Source organism: Burkholderia sp. AU6039, from assembly GCF_002223365.1.
Taxonomy (GTDB): Bacteria; Pseudomonadota; Gammaproteobacteria; order Burkholderiales; family Burkholderiaceae; genus Burkholderia.
On sequence record NZ_NKFK01000006.1, the window covers coordinates 294,233 to 320,146 of the forward strand.

The window sequence follows — 25,914 nt, forward strand, 5'->3', positions numbered from 1 at the left end:
CGCCGGCATGCACGACCTTCAACCGGAACGCCCCCGATGACGATCACCACCCGCCTGCTCGATGCGGCCGACGCCGCCCGTTTCCAGACCGTCCGCCTGCGTGCGGTCGACACCGCCCCCACCTCCTTCCTGCCGACGCTCGACGAAGAATCGCAGGTGCCGGTCGACGAATTCGCGACGCGCATCACGCCGACCCATGAACGCGCCGTGTTCGGCGCGTTCGACGGCGATACGCTCGTCGGCCTCACGGGCGTGCGTCGCGATGCGCGCGTGAAGATCGCGCACAAGGCGACGATCTGGGGCGTGTTCGTCGATCCCGCGTATCGCGGGCAAGGCATCGCGCAAACGCTGCTCGAAAGCGCGACCGCCCACGCGGCGCGGGAATGGGACTGCAAGCAACTGATGCTGTGCGTGAACGAGGTCAACGCCACCGCGGAGCGGCTGTATGCGTCGCAAGGGTTCGTGCGGTTCGGGACGGAACCGCGCTCGATGTTCGTCGACGGGCGGTTCTATGACGAACACCACATGGTCAAGACGCTGGCGTAGCGTGCCGCTGCTGCGAACGGGAAGCGCCAGGCACCGCCAAGCGAGCACCCACTCACCGGCACCGCGCGTCGACGCTCCCGTCATTCGCAGCGACGTCGGCACACCATGGACCGGCGCCGAACACACGTCGAACGAAACAGCCCAAGTGTGAGCACACACTAACTTTCCATGCAATACGACAGCGGCCAGTCGTGCCGCTGTCGGTTTATGCGCAAAAACTTTTATTGCAGCAACCCGGCCGGCCAGATCCTTACTTGTCTACCGCCGCCACCCTGCCGCCCGGAACCGTATCGTCCCCCGCCGACGCGACCGGTTCGAACATCAGCACCAGATCGCCCCGGTAGCTTCCGTTGACCCCGGCTGCCCCGCGCGTGGCCGGCGCATTGGCACGGATCGTCAGGTTGCGGGTTTCGTCGTAGCCATTGATGCCGGGCTTGACCAGGGTGAGCGTGCGCGCACCATCGTGCGCGATGTCCGCGCCGGCGGCCTTGTCCGCCAGCACGACCTTCGCGTCGGTCATGTCGTAGCGGCCGTTCGACAGCCTCAGCGGCTGCAGCAGCGCGACGCGGACGTCGGGATTCGTCGTGTAGACGCGGATCGGCAGCGTTGCGCCGAACGTCTGCGGCGAGCCGTCCGTCGCATTCAGCTCGACCACGCCATGGGCGGCCGCAGCGCCCGAGGTCGACACGAACAGGCTGTCGCCAATGTGCGCCGTCAGCCGGATCGTCTTGACGACGGCGTGCGGCGACGTCGGGCCCGCCTGGGCAATGCCGGTGAATGCAATGCATGCGCCCGCCGCGATGATGTATTTGCCGATCTTCATTTTTCTATTCCGTATTCAGGCCGTTTCGTGAAATCCGAACGCCGCCCATGAGCGGTTCGATTCGGACAAAACATTCCGCCCATTCCATTCAAAGTCGATATTTCCTTATCTCGAAATTTGAATGCAATATCCCCGTGGAATGCCATTTACGCCATTGCGCGCACGGGGCCGGCAATGCCCGTTCGCCGGCCTGCCCACCCTGCCGCCCCCTCCGTAAGGCAGTATTCACCTAGCGATGTGGACATATTCACGCAACGACATGCGTCAACGATAGGTTGCGAAAAACCGGAATCAAATACATGGAAACCTTTATACCGATTTCCGTTTTTTATTTACCTATGCTATCTCCCAATCAAATTGAATCGAATGGAAAAAATGAGCCGGGTCTTCGTGCTGCTCGCACGTCAACATGCGCATCATTGAATCGCCGCGTCCGAGCACCTGCGTCCGCCTCGGTAATTCCGCCTCTATTCAGCCCCCCGCGCTCCGCGCTATCGTCTTCGTCATCCTCACAGCCCAGGAGCTGCCTTTGCCTTCCCGCCACGGAGTCGACCTCATCCGCGCCCGCGCGCTGTTCGATCGCGAGCGCCGTGCATTCACCGAAGCCATGCCGGTCTCCCGCGCCCTGTCCGCGGAAGCGTCCGAGCACTTGCTGTTCGGCGTGCCGTTGCACTGGATGCAGGACTGGTCGACGCCGTTCTCGCTGTATGTGAAAGAAGCGCGCGGCGCGACCTTCACCGACGTCGACGGCCACCGCTACGCCGACTTCTGCCTCGGCGACACCGGTGCGATGTTCGGCCATGCGCCCGAACCCGTCGCGCGGGCACTCGTCGAGCAGGCCACGCGCGGCTACACGACGATGCTGCCGAGCAAGGATGCCGCGTGGGTGTCGCGCGAACTCGCGCGCCGCTTCCGGCTGCCGGTCTGGCAATTCGCGCTGAGCGCGAGCGACGCGAACCGCTTCGTGCTGCGCTGGGCGCGCGCGGCCACCGGCCGCAACACGATCGTCGTGTTCAACGGCTGCTATCACGGCACGGTCGACGACGTCTTCGTCGATCTCGTCGACGGCCGCCCCGTGCAGCGCGACAGCCTGCTCGGGCAGTCGTACGACCTGCTCGCGAACACCCGCGTCGTCGAATTCAACGATCTCGCCGCGCTCGAAGCGGCGCTGAAAGGCGGCGATGTCGCCTGCGTGCTCGCCGAGCCCGCGATGACGAACATCGGGATGGTGCTGCCCGATCCGGGTTTCTGGCAGGCGGCGCGCGAACTGACGCGCCGCTACGGCACGCTGCTCGTGATCGACGAGACGCACACGATCAGCAGCGGCCCGGGCGGCTATGCGGTCGCGCACGATCTGGAGCCGGACATGCTGGTGGTCGGCAAGCCGATCGCGGGCGGCGTGCCGTGCGCGGTGTACGGGTTCAGCGCGGAATTTGCCGAACGCGCGAAGCAGGCGAAGCTGAACGCGCCGCCCGGCCATTCGGGGATCGGCACGACGCTCACCGCGAACATGCTCGCGATGCATGCGATGCGTGCGACGCTCGCCGAAGTCGCGACCGACGCGGCCTATGCGCATATGTTCGAACTCGCCGCGCGGCTGGCGACGGGGCTCGAACAGGCGATCGCGAAACACAACCTGCCGTGGTGCGTGACGCGCATCGGCGCGCGCACCGAGTTCCAGTTCGCCCCCACGCCGCCGCGCAACGGCACGATCGCCGGCGCGCAGCTCGACAGCGAACTCGAGCACATCGTGCACCTGTACCTGCTGAATCGCGGCGTGCTGATCACGCCGTTCCACAACATGATGCTCGTCTGTCCGCAGACGACGGCCGATGACGTCGACCGGCTCGTCGCGCAGTTCGACACGTGTCTCGGCGAGCTGGTGTGATGCAGTGACATTCGCGGCAGGCAACACATCGCGCGATCGCGGCCACGATGTGTTGCCAGCGGCTGCGGCGTCGCTCGTGTCGCGTGACAGTGAAACGGACCGCCGCACAGCGAGCCGTTTCCCGTCGCATCCGCCTCATGCAGCGATGCGCTACGCCGCCTTCAACGCCTGCCGCGCCACCGCCTCGAAATACCGCGCGCCGATCGACAGGATCTCGTCGTTGAAGTCATAGCCCGCGTTATGCAGCGGCACGCCGCCGCGCCCTGCCGCCTCCCCGTTGCCGATGAAGACGAAGTTGCCGGGTACGGCCTGCAAGAACGCGCCGAAGTCTTCCGAAATCATCATCGGCTGGACGTTCGCGTCCACGTTCTCCGCGCCCGCCACCTGCGCCGCGGCCCGCACGGCCGTGTCGACCCATTCCGGCGAATTCACCGTCGGCGCGAACTCGTGCGTGTACTCGAACGTGCAGGTCGCGCCGTGCGTGCGGCAGATCCCTTCGCTGATCTCGCGCATCCGCGTGGCCAGCAGCGCCTGCACGTCGCGCGAATAGCTGCGCGTGTCGCCCTTGATCGTCACGGTCGACGGCAGCACGTTGCGCAGCCCGTCGGTGATGAACTCCGTGCACGAGATCACGGCCTGCTCGCCCGGATCGAGATTGCGCGACACGATCGTCTGCAGCGCGAGCACGACCTGCGCGCCGATCACGATCGGGTCGATGCCCATGTGCGGGCGCGCCGCATGCGTGCCGCGCCCGTCGATCCGGATCACGAAGTTGTCCTCGCTCGCCATGATGCCGCCCGCACGCGTCGAGAACGTGCCCGCGCGCATGCCCGGCATGTTGTGCGCGCCGAAGATCGCGTCGACCGGAAAGCGCTCGAACAGCCCGTCGGCCATCATCGCCTTCGCGCCTCGGCCGTGCTCTTCGGCCGGCTGGAAAATGAAACGCACGGTGCCGTCGAAATCCTTGCGCTCGGCCAGCAGCTGCGCGGCGCCGAGCACCATCGACATGTGGCCGTCGTGCCCGCACGCATGCATCTTGCCGGGCGTGCGCGACGCGTGTTCGCGGCCCGGCGCGTGCTCGGCGATGTTCAGCGCGTCCATGTCCGCGCGAATGCCGATCGCGCGCTTGCCGGTGCCGGCCGTCAGGTTCGCGACGAGCCCCGTGCCGCCGATCCCGCGATGCACGTCGAGCCCGAGCGTCGTCAGGATGCGCGCGACGTAGTCCGACGTGTTCACCTCTTCGAACCCCGTCTCCGGATGCTGGTGCAAGTGGCGGCGCCAGGTCTTCAGTTGCCCCTGCAGCGTGCTTTCTTCGGTTGCGTCCATCGCGTTGGCCTCGTCAGTCGTGGTCGATCGGGATCGGTCGGGATCGGTCGGGATGTCGTTCAGGCCGCCACTGCCGCGCGGTCCAGCCAGGCGCGCTGCCGCGCGAGCACGGCATCGGCCGTTTCGCCGACGCAGTTCCGGTACACGGACGGCGCCGTCGCGCCTTCCGTATTGATCGCCAGCACGCGCGAGTGCGCATCGAGCCCCACCTGCCGTGCGAGCGCAGGGTCGCGCATCAGCACCTCGAGCCCCGCGACGCCGGCCGCGCCCGATTCGCCGGCCACGAGCGGCACGTCGCGCACGCTGCCGGCCGCGAGGCCGCGCATCGCCTGCACCGCGTCTTCGTCGTCGATCAGCATGAAGTAGTCGATGCACATCTCGAGGAAGTCCCACGCCAGCGGCGACGCCTCGCCGCACGCGAGCCCCGCCATCACGGAATCGACGCTGCCGGTCGCTCTGGACGCGCGCCCCGCGAGCGCACTCTGGTACAGGCAATCGGCCTGGCGCGGCTCGACGACGATGAAACGCGGCCGCTGCACGCCGTCGCGCTCCCACAGGTAACTCGCGACGCCCGCGGCGAGGCCGCCCACGCCCCCCTGCAGCAGCACGTGCGTGAACGGCCGCCCGTCGTCCTGCGCCGCCTGTGCGGCGGCCTCGGCGGCGATCACGCCATAGCCTTGCATCACGTCGCGCGGAATCGCTTCGTAGCCGTCGTACGACGTATCGGACACGACATACCAGCCGTTTGCCTGCGCAAGCTGCGCCGCGCAGACGACCGACTCGTCGTAGTTCCCCTCGATGCGCACGATCCGCGCGCCGTACGCGGAGATCGCGCGTTCGCGCTCGGCGTCGACGTTTGCGTGCAGCACGATCACGCACCCGCAGCCGATCGCACGCGCGGCGGCGGCGAGCGCGCGGCCGTGATTGCCGTCGGTCGCGCTGATCACCGTCAGGTCGGCCAGTTCCGCCGCGTAGCGGCCGGTGACGAGCCCTTGCGGATCGAGATCCTGCGTGCGTCGCAGGCGCTTCACGAGCCGCACCAGCGCGATCGGCGCACCAAGCGCCTTGAAGCTGCCGAGCGGCGAGCGGCACGACTCGTCCTTCACGCTGACGCTCGCGACGCCCAGCCGCGCGGCGAGATCCGGCAACGCGCGCAACGGCGTGCGCGCGTTGCCGACGAGCGGCCAGTGCGACAGCCACGCGCCGCTTTCGTCGGCCGATGCGATGTTCATCACGCGGCGCAGCGCGTGGGGATAGGCGGTGCGCGAGGCGCGGGGGTTGGCGATCAGCATGGCGGGCAGCACTCCGTGAGGCGGTTCGGGTCGGGCGCGCACGGGTTGCACGCGCCGCCGGTTCGAAAAATAATATTGCGCATGCGGGTCAATAAAATCGCCAAATCGGCGGCCGCCACGCAAAAATTTCTCATTCTTTCGAGGTTTCACGCGCCATCATGACCACCCCACTCGATGCGTTCGATCGCAAGCTGCTGATGGAAATCCAGCGCGACGCGCAGACGCCGCAAAGCGAACTTGGCGCGCGCGTCAACTTGTCGACCGCGGCCGTGAACCGGCGCCTGAAACGTCTCGCGGACGACGGCGTGATCGAGCGCTACACGGCCGTCGTCGCGCCGGACAAGGTCGATCATCCGCTGACGATCGTCGTCAACGTCGAGGTCGAAAGCGAGCAGATCGACCAGCTCGACGCGATGAAGCGCACCTTCGAGCGCTGCCCGCAGATCCAGCAGTGCTACTACGTGACGGGGGAATGGGATTTCGTGCTGATCCTGGCCGTGCGCAACATGGATCAGTACAACGCGCTCACGCGTGAGCTGTTCTTCGCGAACAACAACGTGAAGCGGTTCAAGACGCTGGTGAGCATGAGCCGCGTGAAGGTCGGGCTCGAGGTGCCGGTCGAACCGGGCGAGTAAATGAGCGGTTGCACACATGAGGCGACCGGCGCGCGAATGCATGCGCCGGCCGCCTCCCATCGACGGCTACGTCAGCGACAACTGAAGCTCGCCGCCGAATTCACGTCGCCCGATCCGTTGTAGCGCGCCACCTGCGGATACGGGCACAGCGGCCGCGTGCGTCCCGCACCCCACGACGCCGGCACATCCGCATTCGGCACCGCGTTCGTCGCATCGCGCGCAGTGGCCGCCACCGCACCGGGCGCCTGCCCCTGTTCGACCCACGCAACGAGCGGCGTCAGCAGGTCGAACTGGTCGGCCGCCGGCCCGCCCGAGCAGTGGTTCATCCCCGGCACCGGGTAGAAGCGCGCGAAATCCGACGCATCGCCGCCGTTCGCCTGCGCCACCCGCGAGTACCAGTCGCGCGTGTCGTCGAACGAGAACACCGGGTCGCCGGTGCCGTGATAGACCAGCAGCTTCGCCCCGCGCGCCTTCAGCGCGGACAGGTTGGTCTCGTCGGGCGGCGTCATGAACGTCCACGCGGATTGCGTGTACACGCCGCTGGTCGCGAAGATCGCCGGCGCGTCGTTGTCCATGTCGAAGCCGAGCGCGAAACCGGGCAGGTTCGCGAGCGCCGCGGCGGTTTTTGGCGGCGACATGAACGTGAACGCCATCGCGGCCGGGTCGAGCGTGACCGAATTCGACTGCTTCCACGCGGCCCAGCCGCCGCCGGCGATGCCCGGATCGTACGGAAAGCCCGCATAGAGCGCCGTGCCCGCGCTGTTGCGTGCGCCCGTGAACACGTTCCCGAGCGCGGTCTTCTGCGCGGTCGTCAGGCATGCACCCGTGCGCGTGCCGTTCGCGCAGGTCGGGATGTCCGCATCGACGCTGAAATGCGCCTGGCACGCGGCGACGTCCTGCACCATCCCGTCGGCCGCACCGTCGAGCGCATCGCATTTCTCGAGGATCTTCGCGCCGACGAACTGCCGCTCCGCGTCGTTGAAGCCGCTGCGGATATCCGGCAGCCCGTTCGACCCAGTCGCCGATGCGATCTTCGCGAACTGCTGCGCGCCGTACATCTCGCCGATCGCCGCTTTCGGCAGATGAAAGCCCGGATCGCCCGCGATGATGCCGTCGTAGTCGGCCGGGTTGCGCACCGCCGTGACCATCGCGTGACGGCCGCCGTTCGAGCAGCCGCCGAAATAGCTGCGATCAGGCGCCTTGCCGTATGCGAGCCGGATCACCTGTTTCGCCATCGGCGTGAGCGCGTCGACCGCGCCGTAGCCGTAGTCGATGCGCGCCTGCGGATCGAGGCCGAACAGCGGATTCTGCGCGGCGCTGTGCCCGGAATCCGAGCTGATCACCGCGAAGCCCTGGTTCAGCGCATCGGTCAGCGGCCCGCCGCCGCCGATCTCGCCGGTCGCGGCCACGACGTTGCCGTCGAGGCCGCCATTCGCCTGGTAGAAGAAGCGGCCGTTCCACGCTTTCGGCAAACGCATTTCGAAGCCGATCGCATAGGTCTTGCCGTCGACCGTGCTCACGCGCTCGTTCATCTTCCCTGCGATCACGCAGTGCTCGGCGATCGGTTTGCCCGCCACCGTGAGTGCGCCGGCGGCCGCGGTCGTCACCGACGTGAACGACGTGTTCGCATACGCGAGCTTCGCGGCGAGCGCGTCGCAGGTCTGCGCCATCGCGGCCGGTGTCGCGGCGCTCAGGTGCGTGGGCGCGGCGCTGATCGAATCGTCGCCGCCGCAACCGGCGAGCATCGCGGCGGCGGACAGCGGCGCAATACAGAGGAATGCAGATTTCCTGTTCAAGATAACTCCCGTTCGGTTCGTCACGCCGGTGAATCAGAACATGTGCCGCACGCCGACCATCGCGCCGAGCTGCCCCATCCCCGCGCCGGGCGTCGTGCCGGGCCCGCCGCCGCTGACCGAGTAGCGCGCATGCGCGCTGTTCCACAGATACGACGATTGCGCGTAGACGGCCGTGCGCTTGGTCAGCAGATAGGTCGCGCGCAGCGTGGCCATCGTCGCGCGCGTGTCGTGCGCGCTGTTGACGATCCGGTAGCCTTCGCCGTCGACGACGAAATCCGGCTTCACCGCATACGACGCGCCGACGAAGAACAAATCCGAATGCGCACCGGCCGCGGCCGGTGAACCGGTCGACACGCGCCGCCCGATCCAGCCCGCGCCGATCTTCGCGCCGGCCGCCTGCGCATACGCGCTCACGTGCGTGCGCGCGTCCTTGCCGCCGCTGCTGGTGAAGGGAACGGGCGCCACGCCGTCGAAGAAGTTCGCGGCCGCGCCGGTGCCGCCGCGCTGTTCCTCGTACGAGGCCGCCGCACCGAAATACGCGCTGTCGTACTTGAGCATCACCGACCAGTTGCGGCACTGCACCGCGTCGCCCGGCACCTGCCCCGCGCACGTGCCCTGCCCCGGCGAGTTGCCGGTGCCCGCGCCGTCGCGGCCGAACGAATACGCGGCGCCGAACGTCACGCCGCGATACGCGCCGACGTAGGTCACCGCGTTGTCGGCGCGGCCATTCGGCACGTACGCGTCGAACGAGCCGAGCCCGTAGATGTCGGGGCCGATGATGTCCGCGCCCTGCAGCGCGAGATAGGTCATCGTGTACTGCCGGCCGAATGCGAGCGTGCCGAAGCCGCTCTTCAGCCCGACGAATGCCTGCCGCCCGAACAACCGGCCGCCCTGCCCGAGATCGCCGCCGCGCACGTTGAAGCCGCTTTCGAGCGTGAACACCGCCTGATAGCCGCCGCCGAGATCCTCGGTGCCGCGCAGCCCCCAGCGCGACGGCAGTTCGCCCGTCACGCCCGGCATCCGCACGACGTGGTCGCCTGCCGCGTTCGCGTGCGACACGAATTCGACGCCCGTATCGATGATCCCGTACAGCGTCACGCTCGACTGCGCATGCGCGACCGGCGCGGCAAATGCGCAGCACGCGCCGGCGGCCAGCAGGCCGTTCCTTGTCTTCGTCTTCATCGTTGCGTCTCCAGACCTTGAGTAAGCGCGCTCTGACGGCGCGCATTGAAAAAACGAACCATCAGTCGCCGGCTTGCGGGCGGCGAATCAGCACGAATGCAGCGAAGGCCGCGACGAGCGTGACGGGGATGCTCGCGCCGATCACGACCGGCGCGCTGCGGCCGGCGGCCAGCAGCGTCGCGGCCGCGAGCGGCCCGACGACGGAACCGAGCCGGCCGACTGCCACCGCCGCGCCGACACCCGTGCCGCGCATCGCGGTCGGGTAGTAGATCGCCGCGAGCGCGTACAGCACCGACTGCCCGCCGACCACGAACATCCCGGCGGCGAACGCAGCGGCCGCGAGCGACGCGAAACCGGGCGCCGCCGCGAGCGCGGCGAGCGACAGCACGATCCCCACGTACATGCCGCCGACCACGCGCGACGCGCGCATCCGGTCGAGTGCCGCACCGATGCCGAGCGCACCGAGCCCCGCGCCGACGTTGAACGCGATCTGCACGAGGCCGACGTGTGCGCGATCGAGCCCGCGCGAGGCCATCAACGACGGCAGCCAGTTCAGCAGGAAGTACAGGACGATCAGCGTGCAGAAGTAGCTGACCCACAGCGCGACCGTCGACGTGGTGCGGCCGTCGCCGAACAGCGTGCGTGCGACGCTGGACCGCGCGGCCGGCGTGCCGGCGACGTCGAGATACGCGCGCGACTCCGGCAGGAACCACGCCAGCAGCGGCACGAGCAGTAGCGGCCCCACGCCGCCGACGTAGAAGATGTGTCGCCATTCGGTGTCGCCCGCGAGCAGCACGCCGATCACCGACGCGATCACGCCGCCGAACGGGATCCCGCAGTACATCGTCGCGACCGCGCTGCTGCGCGAGCGCGGCTCGACCGCTTCGGACGACAGCGCGATCAGGTTCGGCATCGCGCCGCCGAGGCCGATGCCGGTCAGCACGCGCACGACGACGAGCATCGCGAACGTCGATACCTGCGCGGTCGCGATCGACAGCAGCCCGAACAGCACGACCGATGCGATCAGCACGCGCTTGCGGCCGATCCGGTCGGCGAGCCGCCCGCCGAGCATCGCGCCCGGCAACAGCCCGAAGGTGCCCGCGCTGAACGCGATACCCATCTGCGATACGGACAGCCCGAATTCGCGCGCCATGCGCGGCGCGGCGACGCCGACCGACTGCAGGTCGAGCCCTTCGAGAAGTGCGATCGCGAAACACAGCGCGAGCGTGGTCGCGACCGTGGATTTTTCCGCTACGTAGGTGTTCATCGTGTCTCCAGTCCCATGTCTTGTAATCGGTCGGGCATGCAACGGCCGCCGCGCGCCGTCGCCGGCCAGTGGCGAAGCAGCGCGCGAGGTGTCGTCTGAACGGCCGCCTTTATCAGGCAGCCTGATTCACTGGCCGCAAGCGTGCCTGCCGGTGTCGTGGCCGGCCGGTCGTTGTGCGTGCTTGTTGCTGCTTGCTGCTCGCGCGTACTGCTTACGCGTAAATCACGTCGGGATCGCGCCGCGCCGGGTCGTACAGCGCGTCGATCGTCGCCGCGCGATGCTGCTGCACGGCTGCCTGGTTCAGCGAACCCTTGTCGGTCACTTCGCCGAGGTCGAGCGACGGCGGCGTGTCGATCAGCCGGATGCGCGCGACGAACGTCGAACCGCCGCTCGCCTGCCGGTTCAGCTCGACGAGCCATTGCTCGAACACCGCGCGCACGGCCGGCGCGCGCAGCACGTCGGTCACCGAGGCATCGGCGGCGAGCCCCGCCAACGCGCGGCACGCGTCGACACGCGGAAACACCAGCAGCCCGATGTCGTCGCGATTGATCCCGGTGACGACCACGTCCTGCACATACGGCGCGCCGGTCGACACCGCGTTCGCGCGCAACGGCCCGACGCTGACGAAGGTGCCGCTGCTCAGCTTGAAATCCTCGGTCAGCCGCCCGTCGAACAGCAGCCCGAGCTCCGGCCGCGCCGGATCGGCGAACACGCCCGCATCACCGCTGCGGTAATAGCCTTCGTCGTCGAACACGTCGCGCGGATCGACGTCCGCGTGCCAGTAGCCGCGCATCACGTTCGGCCCCTTGAAACGCAGTTCGAGCTTGCCGCCGCACGGCACGAGCTTCGCGTCACAGCCGGGCGCGGGCAGCCCGATATAGCCGGCGCGCATCAGCGGCCCCGTCGTGAACAGGCACGACGGCGACGCCTCCGTCATCCCGAGGCCGGCCATGATCCGGATCCGCTCGCCGCAATGCCCTTCGGTCACGCGGTCGAGCCGGTCCCACGCGGCCTGCGACAGGCCCGCGCCGCCGAAGAAATACAGCCTCACGCGCGAGAAGAACGTGTCGCGCAACCCGGCATCGCGTTCGAGCGCGGCCGTCAGTTCTTCCCAGCCTTTCGGCACGTTGAAGTAGATCGTCGGCGCGATCTCGCGCAGGTTGCGCACGGTTTCGTCGAAGCGGCCCGGCATCGGGCGGCCCTCGTCGATATACAGCGTGCCGCCGTTGTACAGCGCGATGCCGAGGTTGTGACTGCCGCCGAACGTGTGATTCCACGGCAGCCAGTCGACCAGCACCGGCGGCTCGCGCGTCAGTTCGGGCATCGTCTGGCGCAGCATCTGCTGGTTGCTGCACAGCATCCGGTGCGTGGTCGGCACGGCCTTCGGCTGCTTCGTCGAGCCGGACGTGAACAGGATCTTCGCGAGATGATCGGGGCCGACCGCCGCGTGGATCGCGTCGATCGTGCGCGGGACCGTGGCTAGCAAGTGCGAGAGCGGCACCGCGCGGCCCTTTCGGTCGGCGTCGACATCGGCATCGGCATCGCGTGCGACGATCAGCGCCGCATCGGCCGGCAACACGGCGTCGAGCGCACGCGCGAACGGCGCGCGTTCGGCGACGAACACCGCGCCCGGCCGCAGCACGCCGAGCGTGTGACGCAGCTTGCCGTAGTCGGTCGACACCAGCGAATACGCGGGCGAGATCGGCGAATACGGCACGCCGGCCAGCATCGCCGCGAACATCAGCTGCAGATGCTCGAGGTCGTTGCCCGACAGCACCGCAAGCGGTCGCTCGGCCGACAGCCCGAGATCGACGAGGCCCTGTCCCAGCGCACGGGCGCGTTCGAGCATCTGCGCGTAAGTGATCTCGATCCAGCGGCCGTCGTCGCCGCGCTTCGCGGCCAGCACGCGATCGGGATGCGCTTGCGCGCCGTTCACGAGGCAGTCGGTCAGGCGCGTCGGGTAGTCGCCGAGCGGTTCGCGCGAACGCAGGTACCACGCGCCGTTTTCCGCACGACGAATCTCGGCCGCGCCGACGGCGACGGCCGCGGCGCGATAGCGCACGCCGCCGGTATCTTGTGCGGCCTCGCCCGGAGGCTTCGCTACATTCATCGTCGCCTCGCTCATATCGGGTAATGACGCGGCGTGGTCTGCACGGTGATCCAGCGCAGCTCGGTGAATTCGGCGATCGACGCACGGCTGCCGAAGCGGCCGTAGCCGCTCGCCTTCGTGCCGCCGAACGGCATCTGCGCCTCGTCGTGCACGGTCGGCCCGTTGATGTGGCAGATCCCCGATTCGATCCGGCGCGCGACCGCCATCGCGCGCGCGACATCGCGGCTGAACACGCTCGACGACAGCCCGAACTCGCTGTCGTTCGCGAGCGCGACCGCTTCGTCGTCGCTGTCCGCACGCAGGATCGCGACGACCGGCGCGAACGATTCCTCGCGATACAGACGCATGTCGCGCGTCACGCCATCGACGATCGCCGGCTGCATCGTCGCACCTTCGACGCGACAGCCAAGCGGCAGCTGCGCGCCATGCGCCCGCGCATCCTCGACGAGCGACGCCGCACGCGCGGCGGCCGCCGCATCGACCATCGTGCCGAGCGGATGGCCGGCCAGCGGATCGCCCGCGACCAGCGTGCGCGCCTTCGCGGCGAGGCGTTCGACGAGTGCATCGGCAATCGGCCGCGCCGCGATCACGCGCTCGGTCGACATGCAGATCTGCCCCTGGTTGAAGAACGCGCCGAATGCGATCGCGGCGACGGCCGCGTCGAGATCGGCATCGTCCAGCACCAGCACGGGTGCCTTGCCGCCGAGTTCGAGCAGCACCGGTTTCAGGTGCGCCGCCGCGTGGCGCGCGATGATGCGCCCGACATGCGTCGACCCGGTGAAGTTGATGCGCTTCACGTGCGGATGCGCGATCAGCCGCTCGACGAGTTCGGGTGCGTCGGCCGCCGCGTGCGTGATCACGTTGACCACGCCCGCGCCGAGCCCCGCTTCATCCAGCACCGCGCCGATCAGCGCATGCACGCCGGGGCACGCTTCGGATGCCTTCAGCACGACCGTGTTGCCGCACGCGAGCGGCATCGCGAGCGCGCGCGTGCCGAGGATCACCGGCGCGTTCCACGGCGCGATGCCGAGCACGACGCCGCACGGCACGCGCATCGCGAGCGCGAGATTGCCGGGCACGTCGGACGGGATCACGTCGCCGGCGATCTGCGTCGTCATCGACGCGGCCTCGCGCAGCATGTTCGCCGCGAGCGTCACGTTGAAGCCGATCCAGCCGGGCGTCGCGCCGGTTTCGGCCACGCCGGTCGCGATGAACGCGTCGATGCGCGCGTCCATCAGGTCGGCCGCCTTCAGCAGCAGCCGGCGGCGCTCGGTTGGCGCGAGCGCCGACCAGGCGGGAAACGCGCGGTGCGCGGCGTCGATCGCCGCGTCGGCGTCGGCCACGCCGGCCGCCGGCGCGCGTGACGCCAGCGCCCCCGTCGCGGGGTTGAATCGGTCGAAAGTGCGGCCGTCGCGAGCGTTGCACCACTCGCCGCCGATCAGCATCCGTCTGTCGGTCATGTCGTCTCCTGCCTTGCCTGTCTCTTGCGATTACGCCGGCGGGGAAGCCGGCGGCTGCGTCCGCGCTTGTATCAGCGCTTGTATGCCTGCAGGCCCGGCTTGATCGTCTTGTCGTCGAGGAACTGCTTCAGGCCCTGCTCGCGGCCGCGCTCCGGGTCACGCAGCTGCGCCTGGTCGAGCTTTGCATACAGGTAATCCTCGCACTGTTCCCACGTGAGTTCGCGCGCGCGCTTGAAGCCGTGCTTCGCCGCGCGCAGCACGACCGGGTTCTTGTCCATCAAGCGGGCCGCGAGCGCGATCGTCGCTTCACGCAGTTCGGCCAGCGGCACGCTGCTGTTCACGAGGCCCATGTCGGCGGCTTCCACGCCGGTGAACGTGTCGCCGGTCATGATGTAGTGCAGCGCGCGGCGGTGCCCGACCGTATCGGCCATCGCCTTGCTGACGAGGTTGCCGGGCGGGATGCCCCAGTTGATCTCCGACAGCCCGAACACGGCTTCGTCGGCCGCGATCGCGAGGTCGCACGCGACGAGCGGCGAGAAACCGCCGCCGAAGCACCAGCCGTTCACCATCGCGATCGTCGGCTTGTTGTACATCCGCAGTCGACGCCACTGCCACTCCGATGCGTCGCGGCGCACTTTTTCCTGCAGCGCGTCGGAGCCGCCGTCGATCTCCCGGAAGTACTCCTTCAGGTCCATGCCGGCGGTCCATGCAGCGCCCGCGCCGGTCAGCACCAGCACCTTCGCCTCGTCGTCGAACTCGACCGCGTCGAGGACTTCCAGCATCTCCCGGTTCAGCGTCGGGCTCATTGCGTTGCGCTTCTCGGGGCGATTCAACGTCACCCACGCGATGCCGGCCTCCACCTTCACTTCAACGGTCTGCCAGCGGTTGTCGTACTTGCTCATGTCGGTTCCTGTCGTTCGTTTCCAGTGCGATTCGGTGCGCAGCATTCCTGCTGCGGACGGCTTCATTTAATATCAGGCTACCTGATATTGCAAGCGGCACGCGCGCCGGTGTAAACCCGGAGCGGAAAGCGGCAGGAGGCGACGGAATCGGGGAACGGTCAGGCGACCGGCAACGCGAACGCGGCCCGCACGGGCCGGCGCGATGAAGGTTCGGAAGGGGGTCAGCCGCGCAGGTTGCGCGAGAACAGTTCGAGCACGCGCTGCACGTCCGCGGCTGTGTCCGCGGAGACGTCGCCGAGCATGCGCGTCTCGAGCGGGCGCAGCACGGCTTCGCATTCGCGCAGCATCGCCGCGCCTTCGTCGGTCAGCGTCAGCAGGATGATGCGGCCATGCGACGGGTCGGCTTCACGCGTGACGAAACCACGGGCGGCCATCACGCTCATCACTTCATTCGCCGATTGCGGCGTGATCCACGAGCGCTCGGCCAGTTGCGCGTTCGACGATGCGCCGCGCGCCTCGAGCACCGACAGCGCCGTGTATTGCGCGAGCGTGATGCCAAGCGGCGCGAGCGCGTCGGTCATGTGGCGACGCAGCAGCCGGTCGAGACCGCCGATCACGTAGGTCAGGCGCTGCTGCACGCGCGCCTTCGGCTTGTCGCCGGTCGCGCGGGCGGTGTTCTTCGCGGCGTTCTTTGGATTCGCGGGTTTGGTCGGTGCGGAACTCATGGTGCGGGCGGGATGGAATTGCGGGCCATCTTACCAGCACGTCGGGAGGCGAATCGCATAGCCGTGACATCGATCTCGACACGGGTCACATTCACAATGAGCTCATATAAGTACGAAAATATCAGTCGATCTGCTAATTAAAATATTGAAAATTACCCAATCCCATCTTGAAAATTGTGCGGCGCTTTGATGCGAGGTAAAAGAGTGCCTCATTCCTCGAACGTGTCATCGATGAAGAACGCACAAGGCCTCGAAATGGTTCGACTTGGAGACGCCACCGATCATGGCGGCACCGTCATTGAAGCTGCCAGTAATCTGAAGCATCTTGGCATTGGTGTCGCTCTTGATGGCCACGACGTTCGTTATCCGAAATGCGGTAGCATTTTCCCATTGCTGGCGAGTGGCCCGCGTACCCATCACGGCCGGCGCGTGGGCTATCACGGCGACAAGACCGGGTGCGGTGCGACCATCATTGGTCAGCGGACGACAGGGGCAGCGTAAATGGCGCTTTTTGCTCAGGCTCGCACGCTGTCGATCGCGGGTGCGTCATTGCCGACCTATGGCGTGGATGCGCTGCCGGTATTCATCCCGGTGCGCCTGCAAGGCACCGAAACCATCGGCCGCCTCGACGAATGCCGCTACCTCGTCACACTGCGCACCGACGACGCCTATGCTATTTCGCCGAGCCGCACGGCCGATCTCGATCTGGACAAGATAGTCGGCACGGAAGTCACCGTGTCGATCCAGCTCGAAGGCAAAGGTCGGTTCATGCCGGGGCTGGCGGGTAACACCGGGCGCGGCAACATCGGGGCGGGTACGCGCGAGATCACCGGATTGGTCGAAGTGGCACGGCTTGCCGGTCAGGATCGTGACGCGATCCTGTACGAACTCGAACTGCGGCCATGGCTCTATCGCGCGACCCTGACGCAGGATTGCCGGCTGTTTCAGGATATGACCGTCGTCGAAATCACCGACGCGGTGCTGTCGAAATATCCCTACCCTGTCGACAAGCGGCTGGGCGCCTTTCGGGGCATCTATCCCAAACGCGACGTCCAGCGACAAGCGTTTGAATCGGACTGGGCGTTCCTGCAACGGCTCTGGGAGGAATGGGGCATCTGGTGGTGGTTCGAACATGATGACGGCCATCACCGTCTGGTCTTGTGCGACACGATGGGCGGACACCAACCGCACGGCGAGGCTTACGAGACCTTGCGCTATCTGCCACCCGGCGGTCAGCGCATCGACGAGGAACACATTCATACGCTGTCCGTGACCAGTCGATTGACGGCAGGATCCGTGAGCGTGACGGATTACGACTACACGCGGCCACGCGCGAGGCTGGACACTACCGTGGAAGACCCTCGTCCGACGGCCAGCTCGGATGGCGAGATTTATGACTGGGGAGACTACAGTCAGCCGCTCGCCGGCGCGCACGGGCTGACGGGCCAGCCGAACGATACTGAGCGGGAGGCGCTGCACTTCGCGCGTGTGCGGCTTGAGGCGCAGCGCTGTGGCGGGCGACGGGTGAACGGCAAAGGAAGTCTGCGCGGCCTCACGGTTGGTCACACCTTTACGCTCATCGGCCATCCGCAGCAGGCTGCGAATCGCGAGTACGTGGTTCTGTCCTGCACGCTCGATATCGAGGACCTCGCCGGGAGAACCGGTCACGAGCAAACCTATCGCGCCGACGCGCAGTTCGAACTGTTGCCGACGAACGAACCGTTTCGACTGGAGCGCAGCGTACGCAAGCCCATTATGGGCGGACCTGAGAAAGCAATCGTCGTCGGCCCCGCCGGGCAGGAAATCTGGACGGACCAATACGGTCGGGTAAAAGTACAGTTCCAATGGGACCGGCAAGGTCAGCACGACGAAAATTCGGGCATCTGGCTGCGTGTGCTGTCGCCGTGGCAAGGCGTTGACATGGGAGCGACGTTCATCCCGCGCATCGGTCATGAAGTGGCGGTGTCGCACTACTACGGCGACCCGGATTTGCCGGTGATCATCGGGAGCGTCGTCAACGCGTTCCGCCAGCCTGCACTGGACCAACCGCACAATCACGCGATATCGGTGATTCGCGGCCGTGAACTCCACGGTACGGCATCCGGCCATCTGGCCATTGACGATACGCGGGAACAAATCCAGACGCAGCTTGCCAGCGACGCGGGCGCGTCGATGCTGAGCCTCGGCAACCTTCGGCGAATGACGCGCAAGACGGGGCGCGCCGATGCTCGCGGCAGAGGCTTCGATCTTCGCACCGACGATTGGGGCGTCGTTCGGGCGTTGAAGGGTTTGTTTGTATCGACGGACGGCCAACCGGGCGGCCCGGGTCATGCGAAGGACGCCAAGGAGGCCATAGGCCGACTCACGCGGGCGCGCGAACTACAGGAGAGCCTCACGGGCCTGGCGCAGCAACATCAGGTGCAACAGCCCGCCGCGGATCAGAGCGATGTGGCCAAGGCGATCAAGGCGCGCAACGATGCGATTCGGGGCAATACGCCTGCCGGCCCAGACGATTTCCCGGAATTGACAGAGGCGGACATCGTACTGGCCGGACCAGCCGGATTCAGTCTGGCGGCTGAGCGTAGCGCTCATATTGCGAGCGGCGAGGATGTTGCCGTAACCAGCGGCCGGCATGTCGGGCTTGCCGTGGGGCGTTCTCTGTTCGCGAGCGTGTCGAATGCGTTCTCGCTGTTCGTGCACAAGGCCGGCATGGCGCTCGTCGCAGCAGCAGGAAAAGTGCGGATCGAAGCGCAGACCGATGGTGTCGACCTCACCGCGAAAAAGACCATCAACATTACGAGTACAACCGACAGCATCCACTTGCACGCGGCAGACGAAATCGTGCTGCACGCAGGAAGTACGGAGGTTCGCATCAGCGATCAAGGTTATGTGGTGCGAACGGCCGGCGAACATACGATCTATGCCGGCAGTCATCAGACAGACGAAGGCCAGGTGCGACCCATGCGCCTGCCGGTCACACCCGACCATCCGGGGCAATATGCCGCGCACTTCGTGCTGTTGGAGCATGACAGCGGATTTGCGCTGCCGAACCAGCCGTACCGGGTCACGCTCGACAACGGCCACGTGATCGAGGGCATAAGCAACGAGCTGGGCGAAACGGAAGTCGTGACGAGCCACGACATCGCGTTCGGCACGGTGGAACTGCTGGCGGCGAGCGATCCGGACAGGGTGATTGCGGTGAACCGGGCGGCCGTCGTGCGTGACAACACGACGCCCTACACCGCGCAAGCTCCGAACGCCGACAAACGCACCACGACGATCAAGGGCAAGAAGGTCAGCACCCCGGAACAGGGAGCGACGTCCGAGCGTCAGCCGGCCGCGTTCGCGACCTGCGATCCGCTGAACTTCGGGTTGCGCTTCCATCACTTCATCGACGGGGCTAAACAGGGTGATGCACCTCCTGACATGCCGGTGCGCCGGGATGTCGAGTATCCGGTGGCGAAGGCCTATGCGGTAGCGATCAAGAAGGCACTCAACGGGATCGAGTGGGGCAGGTTCGATACGTTGAGCGGCGAGATATCGGATGAGGCAAAGGAAAGCATCGCGCTTGCGGTTGGCAATGTATTGAATACCGCCCTTGCGGCGGGGCCGTTTGGATTGCCAAGTGGTTCTTCAGGGGACCCGATGAAGTCAAATGGGGCGACTCCCAAGATCGATATTGTTAATGCAACGGAAGGGGCTGCCAAATACAACATGCGCTCGGATGTCAGTGCATCATTTGTTGGAAACTACTGGGTAATAGGTATCCAGGAGAGAGAAATCGCGAAAATCGTTAAATCATCGAATAATGCGACGTCCTTGGATGGCACGCTGAAGGCATTCGCGGATTTGCTTTATCACGAGGCACGACATTGCCAGCAAACATTCTGGATGATGGCCTTGCTTCAACAACATCCGAGCGATTACGCGATGTTCTCTCAGGCAATGCGAGTGTATGACGACAGTATGCGCAAAGATGTTTTTTTCACAGCCGAGAAGACGCGACTCCCAGATGACGCGCGGGTAATGGCTGGGCTACATCGCATGTTGGTTTTTCACTATTACTGGATGATTTCGCACATGCAAAATCAGACGGGCGGAACCTATATGAAACCCGATGTGCCGATCGCACAGGCCGAGGTGTGCAAGCTGTTGAGAGTTTCGCCAGAAACGGCGGCCAAGATGGTGAGATTCGAAGAGGGATACCTGAGCCAGTTACATGAAGAAGATGCTTATGCGTGTGCGGAAGTGGTGCAAGCCTATTGGGACCGCCCTGATCGTGCTTTCGTGCGCAACCCCGGTACGTGCACAGGAGGATACGATGCTTCACTTAACGCCGTTGGGGGAGGGATTTGAAATGCAGACGACAGCCGAAGAGCAGCGCGTCGCGCTGCGCGCCATCCTTAAAACAGCAATGTCGATCCTGCGCGATGATGCGCCATACGATCCGAAGAATATTATCTTTGGGACAAACTACACGACGTGGACGCACCCTCCCGCAAAAGGGTTTCTTTATAAATACAAAAATCGTGCGCTGCGCGGGACGAAGATTGAATTTTCCACTGGCGACGATCCGGAAGACTACAGTGAGGATCGCGACAAGGTGAAAATTGTTCCGGCTGGGGTAAGAATTGTCGTTGACGCAAGGGTTGCCAATCTGCCTGACACGGAAATAAAGTCACTTCTCCAGTTAGAGGACTATTGGGTTAACTCTCGAGGGAATCATCGATATGGGAATGAAATAAGGACGCGCACCCCCGATGCTCCCAACTTGCAGTCCTTTCGCTATCGCTCAAAAGACATCCCCGGGAGCAAATTTCCAATCGATGTCGATCTTGGTTACATCAATCCGATGGATGGATCATTTCCGCAGCGACTGTGGATAGTCGAGATACGCCGCACATACAAAATCTTGACGCCCGAGGAACGCAGGCAACGTCGCCTTGAAGAGCGGCAGGCGAAACGTCAGAAATACGGCGAAATGAACCTGTGCACTGGCATGCTGTGTCCCGAGACCGGGTTGTGGGAGGGATTCTCCACGGTTTCCAGCCACTCATTGGTGGTCTACAAGGGGCGAGCATTCCCCACGGTCCGCACGTTGATGCCTTGGGAGGAACGCGAACAACGGCGGCCCACCGAGCACGTGCCGGGTCGCTGGATGTGGTTGCGAGAGCCGCATGATCATCCGGTATGGTGGATGCAGGACGACCCGGAATCTGATCAAGCGTGAGCCGGAAAGACCGAAGTCCATAAGCAAAATCGCGTTCAAGACATCCCCCCGAACTAACCGGATTCTTGTCCGCGAATGGATGGACTTCCCCCGTCATCGCCGGCCATTCAGGCCGCGGGCGTTCCCGCAAACCGCGCCGTCGGCAACCCCGTGTGCCGCGTCTGCGCGACGAACACACCGCCCGCATGCGGGTCGTCGGCCAGCGCATCGTCGCTCAATCCGATGCGCGCGCTCGTCACGTAGAGGCGACCCTCACCGTCGAGCGCCGCGCAACTCGGCTGCGCGGTCGGTACAGCCACGCGATCCGTTTCGACACCGTCCGGCCCGTAGCGCACCACGCGCCGGCCACCCCACTGCGCGTTCCACAGGCCGCCGTCGCGATCGACGATCGAGCCGTCCGGATCGCCGTCGGGATCGGTCAGGCGCGCAAACGACCGCACGTTCGCGACATCGCCGCCCGCGCGGTAATCGCAGACGAAAATCTCGCGCACCAGCGAATCGCAAAAGTACATCTTCGTGCCATCCGGCGAAAACCCGATGCTGTTCGCGATCGCCGCCGGCGGCAACGCGAGCCGCTCCAGCGTGAGATCGGCATTGAGCCGGTAGAACCCGCCGACCGCTTTCGGCGGCTCGCTACCCTCGTCCTTCATCCCGAACACGAACGCGCCGGAACCGTCGCAGCGCCCGTCGTTCAGCCGCGTCGGCAGCTCGGGTTCGACGTCGACGATCCGCGTGAACGCGCCGCTGCGCAGATTGAAGAACGCGAGATGCGTAGCGAGCCCGACGAGCAGCACGTCCGGGTCGCGCGTGAGCGCGAAGCACGCGAGCCGCTCGGGCATCGCCCACGGCGTGAGGTCGGAGCCATCCGCACGGCAGCGCCACAGTTGCGCACCTTCGATATCCACCCAATACAGCGCGTGCGTCCTGTCGCACCACGTCGCACCTTCGCCGAGCGTGTTGCGGGTGTCCGCCAGCAGCGTCGCCTGCCCGGCCGGATGAATCTGTTGCATGCCGTCTCCCGATATTCGTCGCTTATGCAGGCGGCCGCGCGTTCGCCAAGGGTCAGATCTTCATCGCGCGCCGCTGGTTGCGACGATACTGGTCGAACAGCACCGCGAGCAACAGAATTCCGCCACGTATCAGATATTGGTAAAACGTCGGCACGTTCAGCAGGCTCATCGCATCCTGGACGGAGCCCATGATCAGCACGCCGACCAGCACACCGGAGATCGTCGCGACGCCGCCCGTCAGCGACACGCCGCCCAGCACGCACGCGGAAATCACGCCGAGCTCGAGCCCGACCGACGTCTTCGGGTCGCCGAGGCTCATCCGCGACGCGAGCATCACGCCGGCAAAACCCGTCACGAGCCCCTGCAGCACGAACACGGTGATCTTGATGCGCATCACCGGCAGCCCCGCGAGCAGCGCGGCCTCGCCGTTGCCGCCCACCGCGAGCACGTTCTTGCCGAACACCGTCTTGCGCAGCAGGAAGCCGAACACGACGAAGCCGACGATGTTGCTCCAGATCGGATACGAGATGCCGAGGAACGAGCCGCCGCCGAGATCGAAGAAGCGTTCCTCGGAGATCATCACCGCGTCGCCGTTCGACGTGATGAACGCGAGCCCGCGCACGACTTCCATCATCGCGAGCGTGACGATCAGCGAGTTGATCCGCCAGCGCGCGATCAGCACGCCGTTGACGAGCCCGACCGCCCCGCCCGCGAGCACGCCGCCCGCGATGCCGAGCACGACGCTGTGCGTCGCGGTGATCAGCGTCGACGCGACGACGCCCGAGAACGCGACGATCGACGCGACCGACAGGTCGACCTCGCCGAGCGCGAGCACGAACATCATCGTCACCGCGATCGAGCCGATCAGCGTGACCGACAACAGCAGGCCCTGGATGTTGCGCGGCGTGAGGAAGTCCGGCACGGTCAGCGACAGCGTCGCGAACAGCACGAGAAACACCATCACGATGCCGGAGCGGTTGATCAGCTGCCACACGCCGCCGCGCGCTCGCGCAGGTGCGACGGCGGCATCGGGGGACGGGGAAGTGCGTTGGGGTTGCATTGCCTGGCTCATGTCGTTTGCATCCGGTTGATCGTTGCGGGGCGCTAGCGCGGCAGCGCGAGCTTGATCAGCGCGTCGGGCGTCGCCTGCGCCTTCGCGACCTCGCCCGCGATCCGTCCTTGCTTCATCACGATGATCCGGTCCGACACGCCGATCACCTCGGCCAGGTCGCTCGACACGAGGATCACCGTGCGGCCCGCTTCCGCGAGTTCATAGAACAGGTTGTAGATTTCCGCGCGCGCGCCGACGTCGATGCCGCGCGTCGGCTCGTCCATCAGGAACACGTCGATGCGCTCGGCCAGCCAGCGCGCGAGCACGACCTTCTGCTGGTTGCCGCCGGACAGCGCGCCGATCGGCGTGTCGCCGTCGCGAGTCTTGATCGCGAGCCGCTCGATGTAGCGTTGCGCGAGTTCGCGTTCACGCCGCCCGTCGAGCAGCACCCGCGCCGGGCTGAAATGCCGGCGCGCGCTGATGTTCAGGTTGTCGGCCACCGACGCGATCGCGACGATGCCCTCCTGCTTGCGGTCTTCCGGGCACAGCGCGAGACCGGCGCGCACCGCGTCGCGCGGGCTGCCGAACGCGACCCGCTTCCCGTTCAGCTCGACGTGCCCCGCGCTCGGGCGCGCGGCACCGTACAGCAGCTTCATCAGCTCCGAGCGGCCTGCGCCGACGAGCCCGAAGAAACCGACGATCTCGCCGCGCCGCGCGGTGAACGACACCGGCTCGGACAACCCGGGCCCCGCCAGCCCCTTCGCCTCGATCAGCACGTCGCCGGCCGGGCGCGGCCGGTAGCCGTACACGTCCTCGATCGAGCGACCGACCATGCAGCCGATCAGCCGGTCGCGGTCGAGATCGGTGACGGAATCGAACGTGTCGATGCGGCGGCCGTCGCGGAACACCGTCACGCGGTCGCACAGTTCGTACACTTCCTCCATCCGGTGCGTGACGTAGATGATCGCGCGGCCTTCCGCGCGCAGCGCGCGGATGATCCGGAACAGTTGCGTGGTTTCGCGCGCGGACAGCGAACTCGTCGGCTCGTCGAACGCGATCACGCGCGCGTCGCGCATCAGCGCCTTGCCGATCTCGATCATCTGGCGCTGGCCGATCGACAGGTACTTCACCGGAATGCCCGGATCGATGTGCTCGCCGAGCCGCTCCAGCGCATCGAGCGCGCGCGCGGCGAGCGTGCGCTCGTCGACCACGCCGAGCCGGCTCGGCAGTTGCCCGAGCATCAGGTTCTCCGCAACCGTCAGCTCGGGCACCAGATGCAGCTCCTGGTAGATGATCGCGATGCCGGCCTCCAGCGCCGCGCGCGTCGACGCGAAGCGCTGCACCGTGCCGTTCAGCGTCAGCGTGCCGGCCTGCGGCTGGTTCACGCCGGACAGCACCTTCAGCAGCGTCGACTTCCCCGCGCCGTTCTCGCCCATCAGCCCGTGCACTTCGCCCGCGCGCACCGACAGCGACACGGCGTCGAGCGCGCGCACGCCCGGGAACGTCACCGTGATGCCGTCGAGCGCGAGCAGCGGGCCGCCCGGCGGCGTCTCGGCGACATCGTTGCCGGATACGGCCGTCATCGTCTGCGTCGTCATCGCGTTCTCGCCTCGTGCGCTCAGATGCCGAGCTCGGCGCGCACGGCCTGCCAGTTCGCACGCGTCATCAGCTTGCCGCTCGTCTGCGTGTCGGCCGGCGGCGTCTTGCCGTCGCGAATCCATTCGACGAGGTTCTGCGTGCTGTCCTTGCCGTGGTTCGTCGAGCTGACGGCGATCGTCCCGTAGAAGCCGGTCGGCTCCTTCTTCTGGAATTCGGCGAACGCCTCGCCCGCGCCGTTGATGCCCACGCCGATCACGTCGGCCGCCGGGATGTGCAGCTGCTCGGTCGCACGCACCGCGCCGAGTACGGTCTCCTCGTTCAGCGCGTAGACCACCCACTTCTTCACGTTCGGATGGCGCGCGAGCACCGGCGCGGCCGCGCTGAAGCCGCCTTCGTCGTCGGTCGTCTTCTGCGGCGCGTCGAAGACGTTCTCCTTGCGGAACCCGCTCGCGAGCAGCGCCTGGGTCGCGCCGTCGGTGCGCAGCTTCGCGGTCGGCAGCTCGTAGTTCGTGATCCGCAACGCGCCGACTTCCTCGGGCTTCCAGCCGCGCCGCTTCATCTCGTCGCCAATGGCCTGGCCGACCTGGTTGCCGATCTTGGTCGCCGACATCCCGAGGTGCGGCACGTTCGGCAGCGGCTTGCCGGTCGAATCGACGAGCTGGTCGTCGACGGTCACGAACTTCATGTTGTAGCGCTTCGCACGCGCGGCGATCGCCGGGCCGAGGCGCACGTCCGGCGCGCAGATCACGAAGCCCTGCGCGCCCTGCGACCCGAGGTTGTCGATCGCGGCCAGCACCTTCTCGCCGTCGGGCGTGCCGATCTTCACGACCGAGAAATTCTCCTTCTGGCCGAGCGCGGACGCCGCGTTCTGCTCGTTGATAAACCACGCCTGCTCGGGCATCTTCACCAGGAAGCCGATCTTCAGCGGCGCGTCGGCGCGCGCGGCGCCCTGCATGCCGAGCGGTGCAATGCAAAGCGCGGCGAGCAGCGCGCGCAGGGTATGGCGGCGGATCGTGTGAGTCGTGCGGTTCATGCGGTGTCTCCTTGATATCGGCTTGTGCCGTAATGATTC

At 66.4% G+C, this 25,914-nt stretch carries 20 protein-coding genes; 6 read left to right on the forward strand and 14 right to left on the reverse strand.

Going from position 1 to position 25,914, the window contains the following annotated elements; all coding sequences use genetic code 11:
- Positions 1 to 36: 36 nt before the first annotated feature.
- A complete protein-coding gene (locus CFB39_RS31695; protein WP_089475901.1) occupies positions 37 to 546 on the forward strand; it encodes a GNAT family N-acetyltransferase in 510 nt (169 codons plus the stop codon).
- 250 nt (positions 547 to 796) lie between these two features.
- Here the strand turns inward: CFB39_RS31695 and CFB39_RS31700 are convergent, their stop codons facing one another.
- On the reverse strand, positions 797 to 1,369 hold the full coding sequence (locus tag CFB39_RS31700) for a hypothetical protein (protein WP_089475902.1): 573 nt from the start codon (positions 1,367 to 1,369) through the stop codon (positions 797 to 799).
- 529 nt (positions 1,370 to 1,898) lie between these two features.
- Between CFB39_RS31700 and CFB39_RS31705 the strand changes: the two genes are divergently transcribed.
- Positions 1,899 to 3,257 carry an aspartate aminotransferase family protein gene (locus CFB39_RS31705; RefSeq protein WP_089475903.1) on the forward strand — a complete coding sequence of 453 codons (1,359 nt, stop codon included), beginning with the start codon at positions 1,899 to 1,901 and terminating at the stop codon, positions 3,255 to 3,257.
- Positions 3,258 to 3,407: 150 nt separating this feature from the next.
- On the opposite strand, the gene CFB39_RS31710 is transcribed toward CFB39_RS31705, so the two are convergent.
- Both CFB39_RS31710 and CFB39_RS31715 read right to left on the reverse strand, forming a co-directional pair.
- Positions 3,408 to 4,583: a M20 aminoacylase family protein gene (locus CFB39_RS31710; RefSeq protein WP_089475904.1), complete on the reverse strand. Its 1,176-nt coding sequence runs from the start codon at positions 4,581 to 4,583 to the stop codon at positions 3,408 to 3,410.
- A gap of 59 nt (positions 4,584 to 4,642) precedes the next feature.
- Positions 4,643 to 5,875 (reverse strand): diaminopropionate ammonia-lyase, encoded by a 1,233-nt coding sequence (locus CFB39_RS31715; RefSeq protein WP_089475905.1) that lies wholly within the window; start codon positions 5,873 to 5,875, stop codon positions 4,643 to 4,645.
- Positions 5,876 to 6,033: 158 nt separating this feature from the next.
- Here CFB39_RS31715 and CFB39_RS31720 point away from each other — a divergent pair, with 158 nt between their 5' ends.
- Positions 6,034 to 6,510, forward strand: coding sequence for an Lrp/AsnC family transcriptional regulator (locus CFB39_RS31720; protein ID WP_039340400.1), 477 nt, complete (start codon positions 6,034 to 6,036; stop codon positions 6,508 to 6,510).
- Between the two features lie 71 nt (positions 6,511 to 6,581).
- Here the strand turns inward: CFB39_RS31720 and CFB39_RS31725 are convergent, their stop codons facing one another.
- From CFB39_RS31725 to CFB39_RS31755, 7 genes are all read right to left on the reverse strand, one after another.
- Positions 6,582 to 8,306, reverse strand: coding sequence for a tannase/feruloyl esterase family alpha/beta hydrolase (locus CFB39_RS31725; RefSeq protein WP_089475906.1), 1,725 nt, complete (start codon positions 8,304 to 8,306; stop codon positions 6,582 to 6,584).
- A gap of 33 nt (positions 8,307 to 8,339) precedes the next feature.
- On the reverse strand, positions 8,340 to 9,488 hold the full coding sequence (locus CFB39_RS31730; protein ID WP_089475907.1) for a porin: 1,149 nt from the start codon (positions 9,486 to 9,488) through the stop codon (positions 8,340 to 8,342).
- A 61-nt stretch (positions 9,489 to 9,549) separates the two neighbouring features.
- Complete coding sequence (gene mhpT, locus CFB39_RS31735; protein ID WP_089475908.1) at positions 9,550 to 10,755, reverse strand: 3-(3-hydroxy-phenyl)propionate transporter MhpT; 1,206 nt, start codon at positions 10,753 to 10,755, stop codon at positions 9,550 to 9,552.
- A 211-nt stretch (positions 10,756 to 10,966) separates the two neighbouring features.
- Complete coding sequence (locus CFB39_RS31740) at positions 10,967 to 12,880, reverse strand: feruloyl-CoA synthase (protein WP_373452753.1); 1,914 nt, start codon at positions 12,878 to 12,880, stop codon at positions 10,967 to 10,969.
- On the reverse strand, positions 12,877 to 14,325 hold the full coding sequence (locus CFB39_RS31745; protein WP_089475909.1) for an aldehyde dehydrogenase: 1,449 nt from the start codon (positions 14,323 to 14,325) through the stop codon (positions 12,877 to 12,879). The genes CFB39_RS31740 and CFB39_RS31745 overlap by 4 nt, the downstream gene beginning before the upstream one ends.
- 71 nt (positions 14,326 to 14,396) lie before the next feature.
- On the reverse strand, positions 14,397 to 15,227 hold the full coding sequence (locus CFB39_RS31750) for a p-hydroxycinnamoyl CoA hydratase/lyase (RefSeq protein ID WP_089475910.1): 831 nt from the start codon (positions 15,225 to 15,227) through the stop codon (positions 14,397 to 14,399).
- A gap of 221 nt (positions 15,228 to 15,448) precedes the next feature.
- Complete coding sequence (locus tag CFB39_RS31755; RefSeq protein ID WP_089475911.1) at positions 15,449 to 15,952, reverse strand: MarR family winged helix-turn-helix transcriptional regulator; 504 nt, start codon at positions 15,950 to 15,952, stop codon at positions 15,449 to 15,451.
- Between the two features lie 231 nt (positions 15,953 to 16,183).
- Here CFB39_RS31755 and CFB39_RS31760 point away from each other — a divergent pair, with 231 nt between their 5' ends.
- From CFB39_RS31760 to CFB39_RS31770, 3 genes are read left to right on the forward strand one after another with little or no spacing between them, the layout of a single operon-like run.
- Positions 16,184 to 16,453, forward strand: coding sequence for a PAAR domain-containing protein (locus tag CFB39_RS31760; RefSeq protein ID WP_089475912.1), 270 nt, complete (start codon positions 16,184 to 16,186; stop codon positions 16,451 to 16,453).
- Positions 16,454 to 20,308 (forward strand): type VI secretion system Vgr family protein, encoded by a 3,855-nt coding sequence (locus tag CFB39_RS31765; RefSeq protein WP_089475913.1) that lies wholly within the window; start codon positions 16,454 to 16,456, stop codon positions 20,306 to 20,308.
- On the forward strand, positions 20,274 to 21,182 hold the full coding sequence (locus CFB39_RS31770) for a hypothetical protein (protein ID WP_256991495.1): 909 nt from the start codon (positions 20,274 to 20,276) through the stop codon (positions 21,180 to 21,182). The genes CFB39_RS31765 and CFB39_RS31770 overlap by 35 nt, the downstream gene beginning before the upstream one ends.
- A gap of 107 nt (positions 21,183 to 21,289) precedes the next feature.
- Here CFB39_RS31770 and CFB39_RS31775 read toward each other — a convergent pair whose 3' ends face one another.
- The 4 genes from CFB39_RS31775 to CFB39_RS31790 are packed head-to-tail and all read right to left on the reverse strand — an operon-like array spanning position 21,290 to position 25,875.
- Positions 21,290 to 22,192, reverse strand: a complete 903-nt coding sequence (locus CFB39_RS31775; RefSeq protein ID WP_089475915.1) for an SMP-30/gluconolactonase/LRE family protein — start codon at positions 22,190 to 22,192, stop codon at positions 21,290 to 21,292.
- Positions 22,193 to 22,244: 52 nt separating this feature from the next.
- The gene (gene araH, locus CFB39_RS31780; RefSeq protein ID WP_089475916.1) at positions 22,245 to 23,264 is read right to left on the reverse strand and encodes an L-arabinose ABC transporter permease AraH; all 1,020 of its coding nucleotides are present in this window, start codon (positions 23,262 to 23,264) and stop codon (positions 22,245 to 22,247) included.
- Positions 23,265 to 23,296: 32 nt separating this feature from the next.
- On the reverse strand, positions 23,297 to 24,841 hold the full coding sequence (gene araG / locus CFB39_RS31785; protein ID WP_089475917.1) for an L-arabinose ABC transporter ATP-binding protein AraG: 1,545 nt from the start codon (positions 24,839 to 24,841) through the stop codon (positions 23,297 to 23,299).
- Between the two features lie 20 nt (positions 24,842 to 24,861).
- Positions 24,862 to 25,875, reverse strand: a complete 1,014-nt coding sequence (locus CFB39_RS31790; protein WP_089475918.1) for an arabinose ABC transporter substrate-binding protein — start codon at positions 25,873 to 25,875, stop codon at positions 24,862 to 24,864.
- Positions 25,876 to 25,914 lie beyond the last annotated feature (39 nt).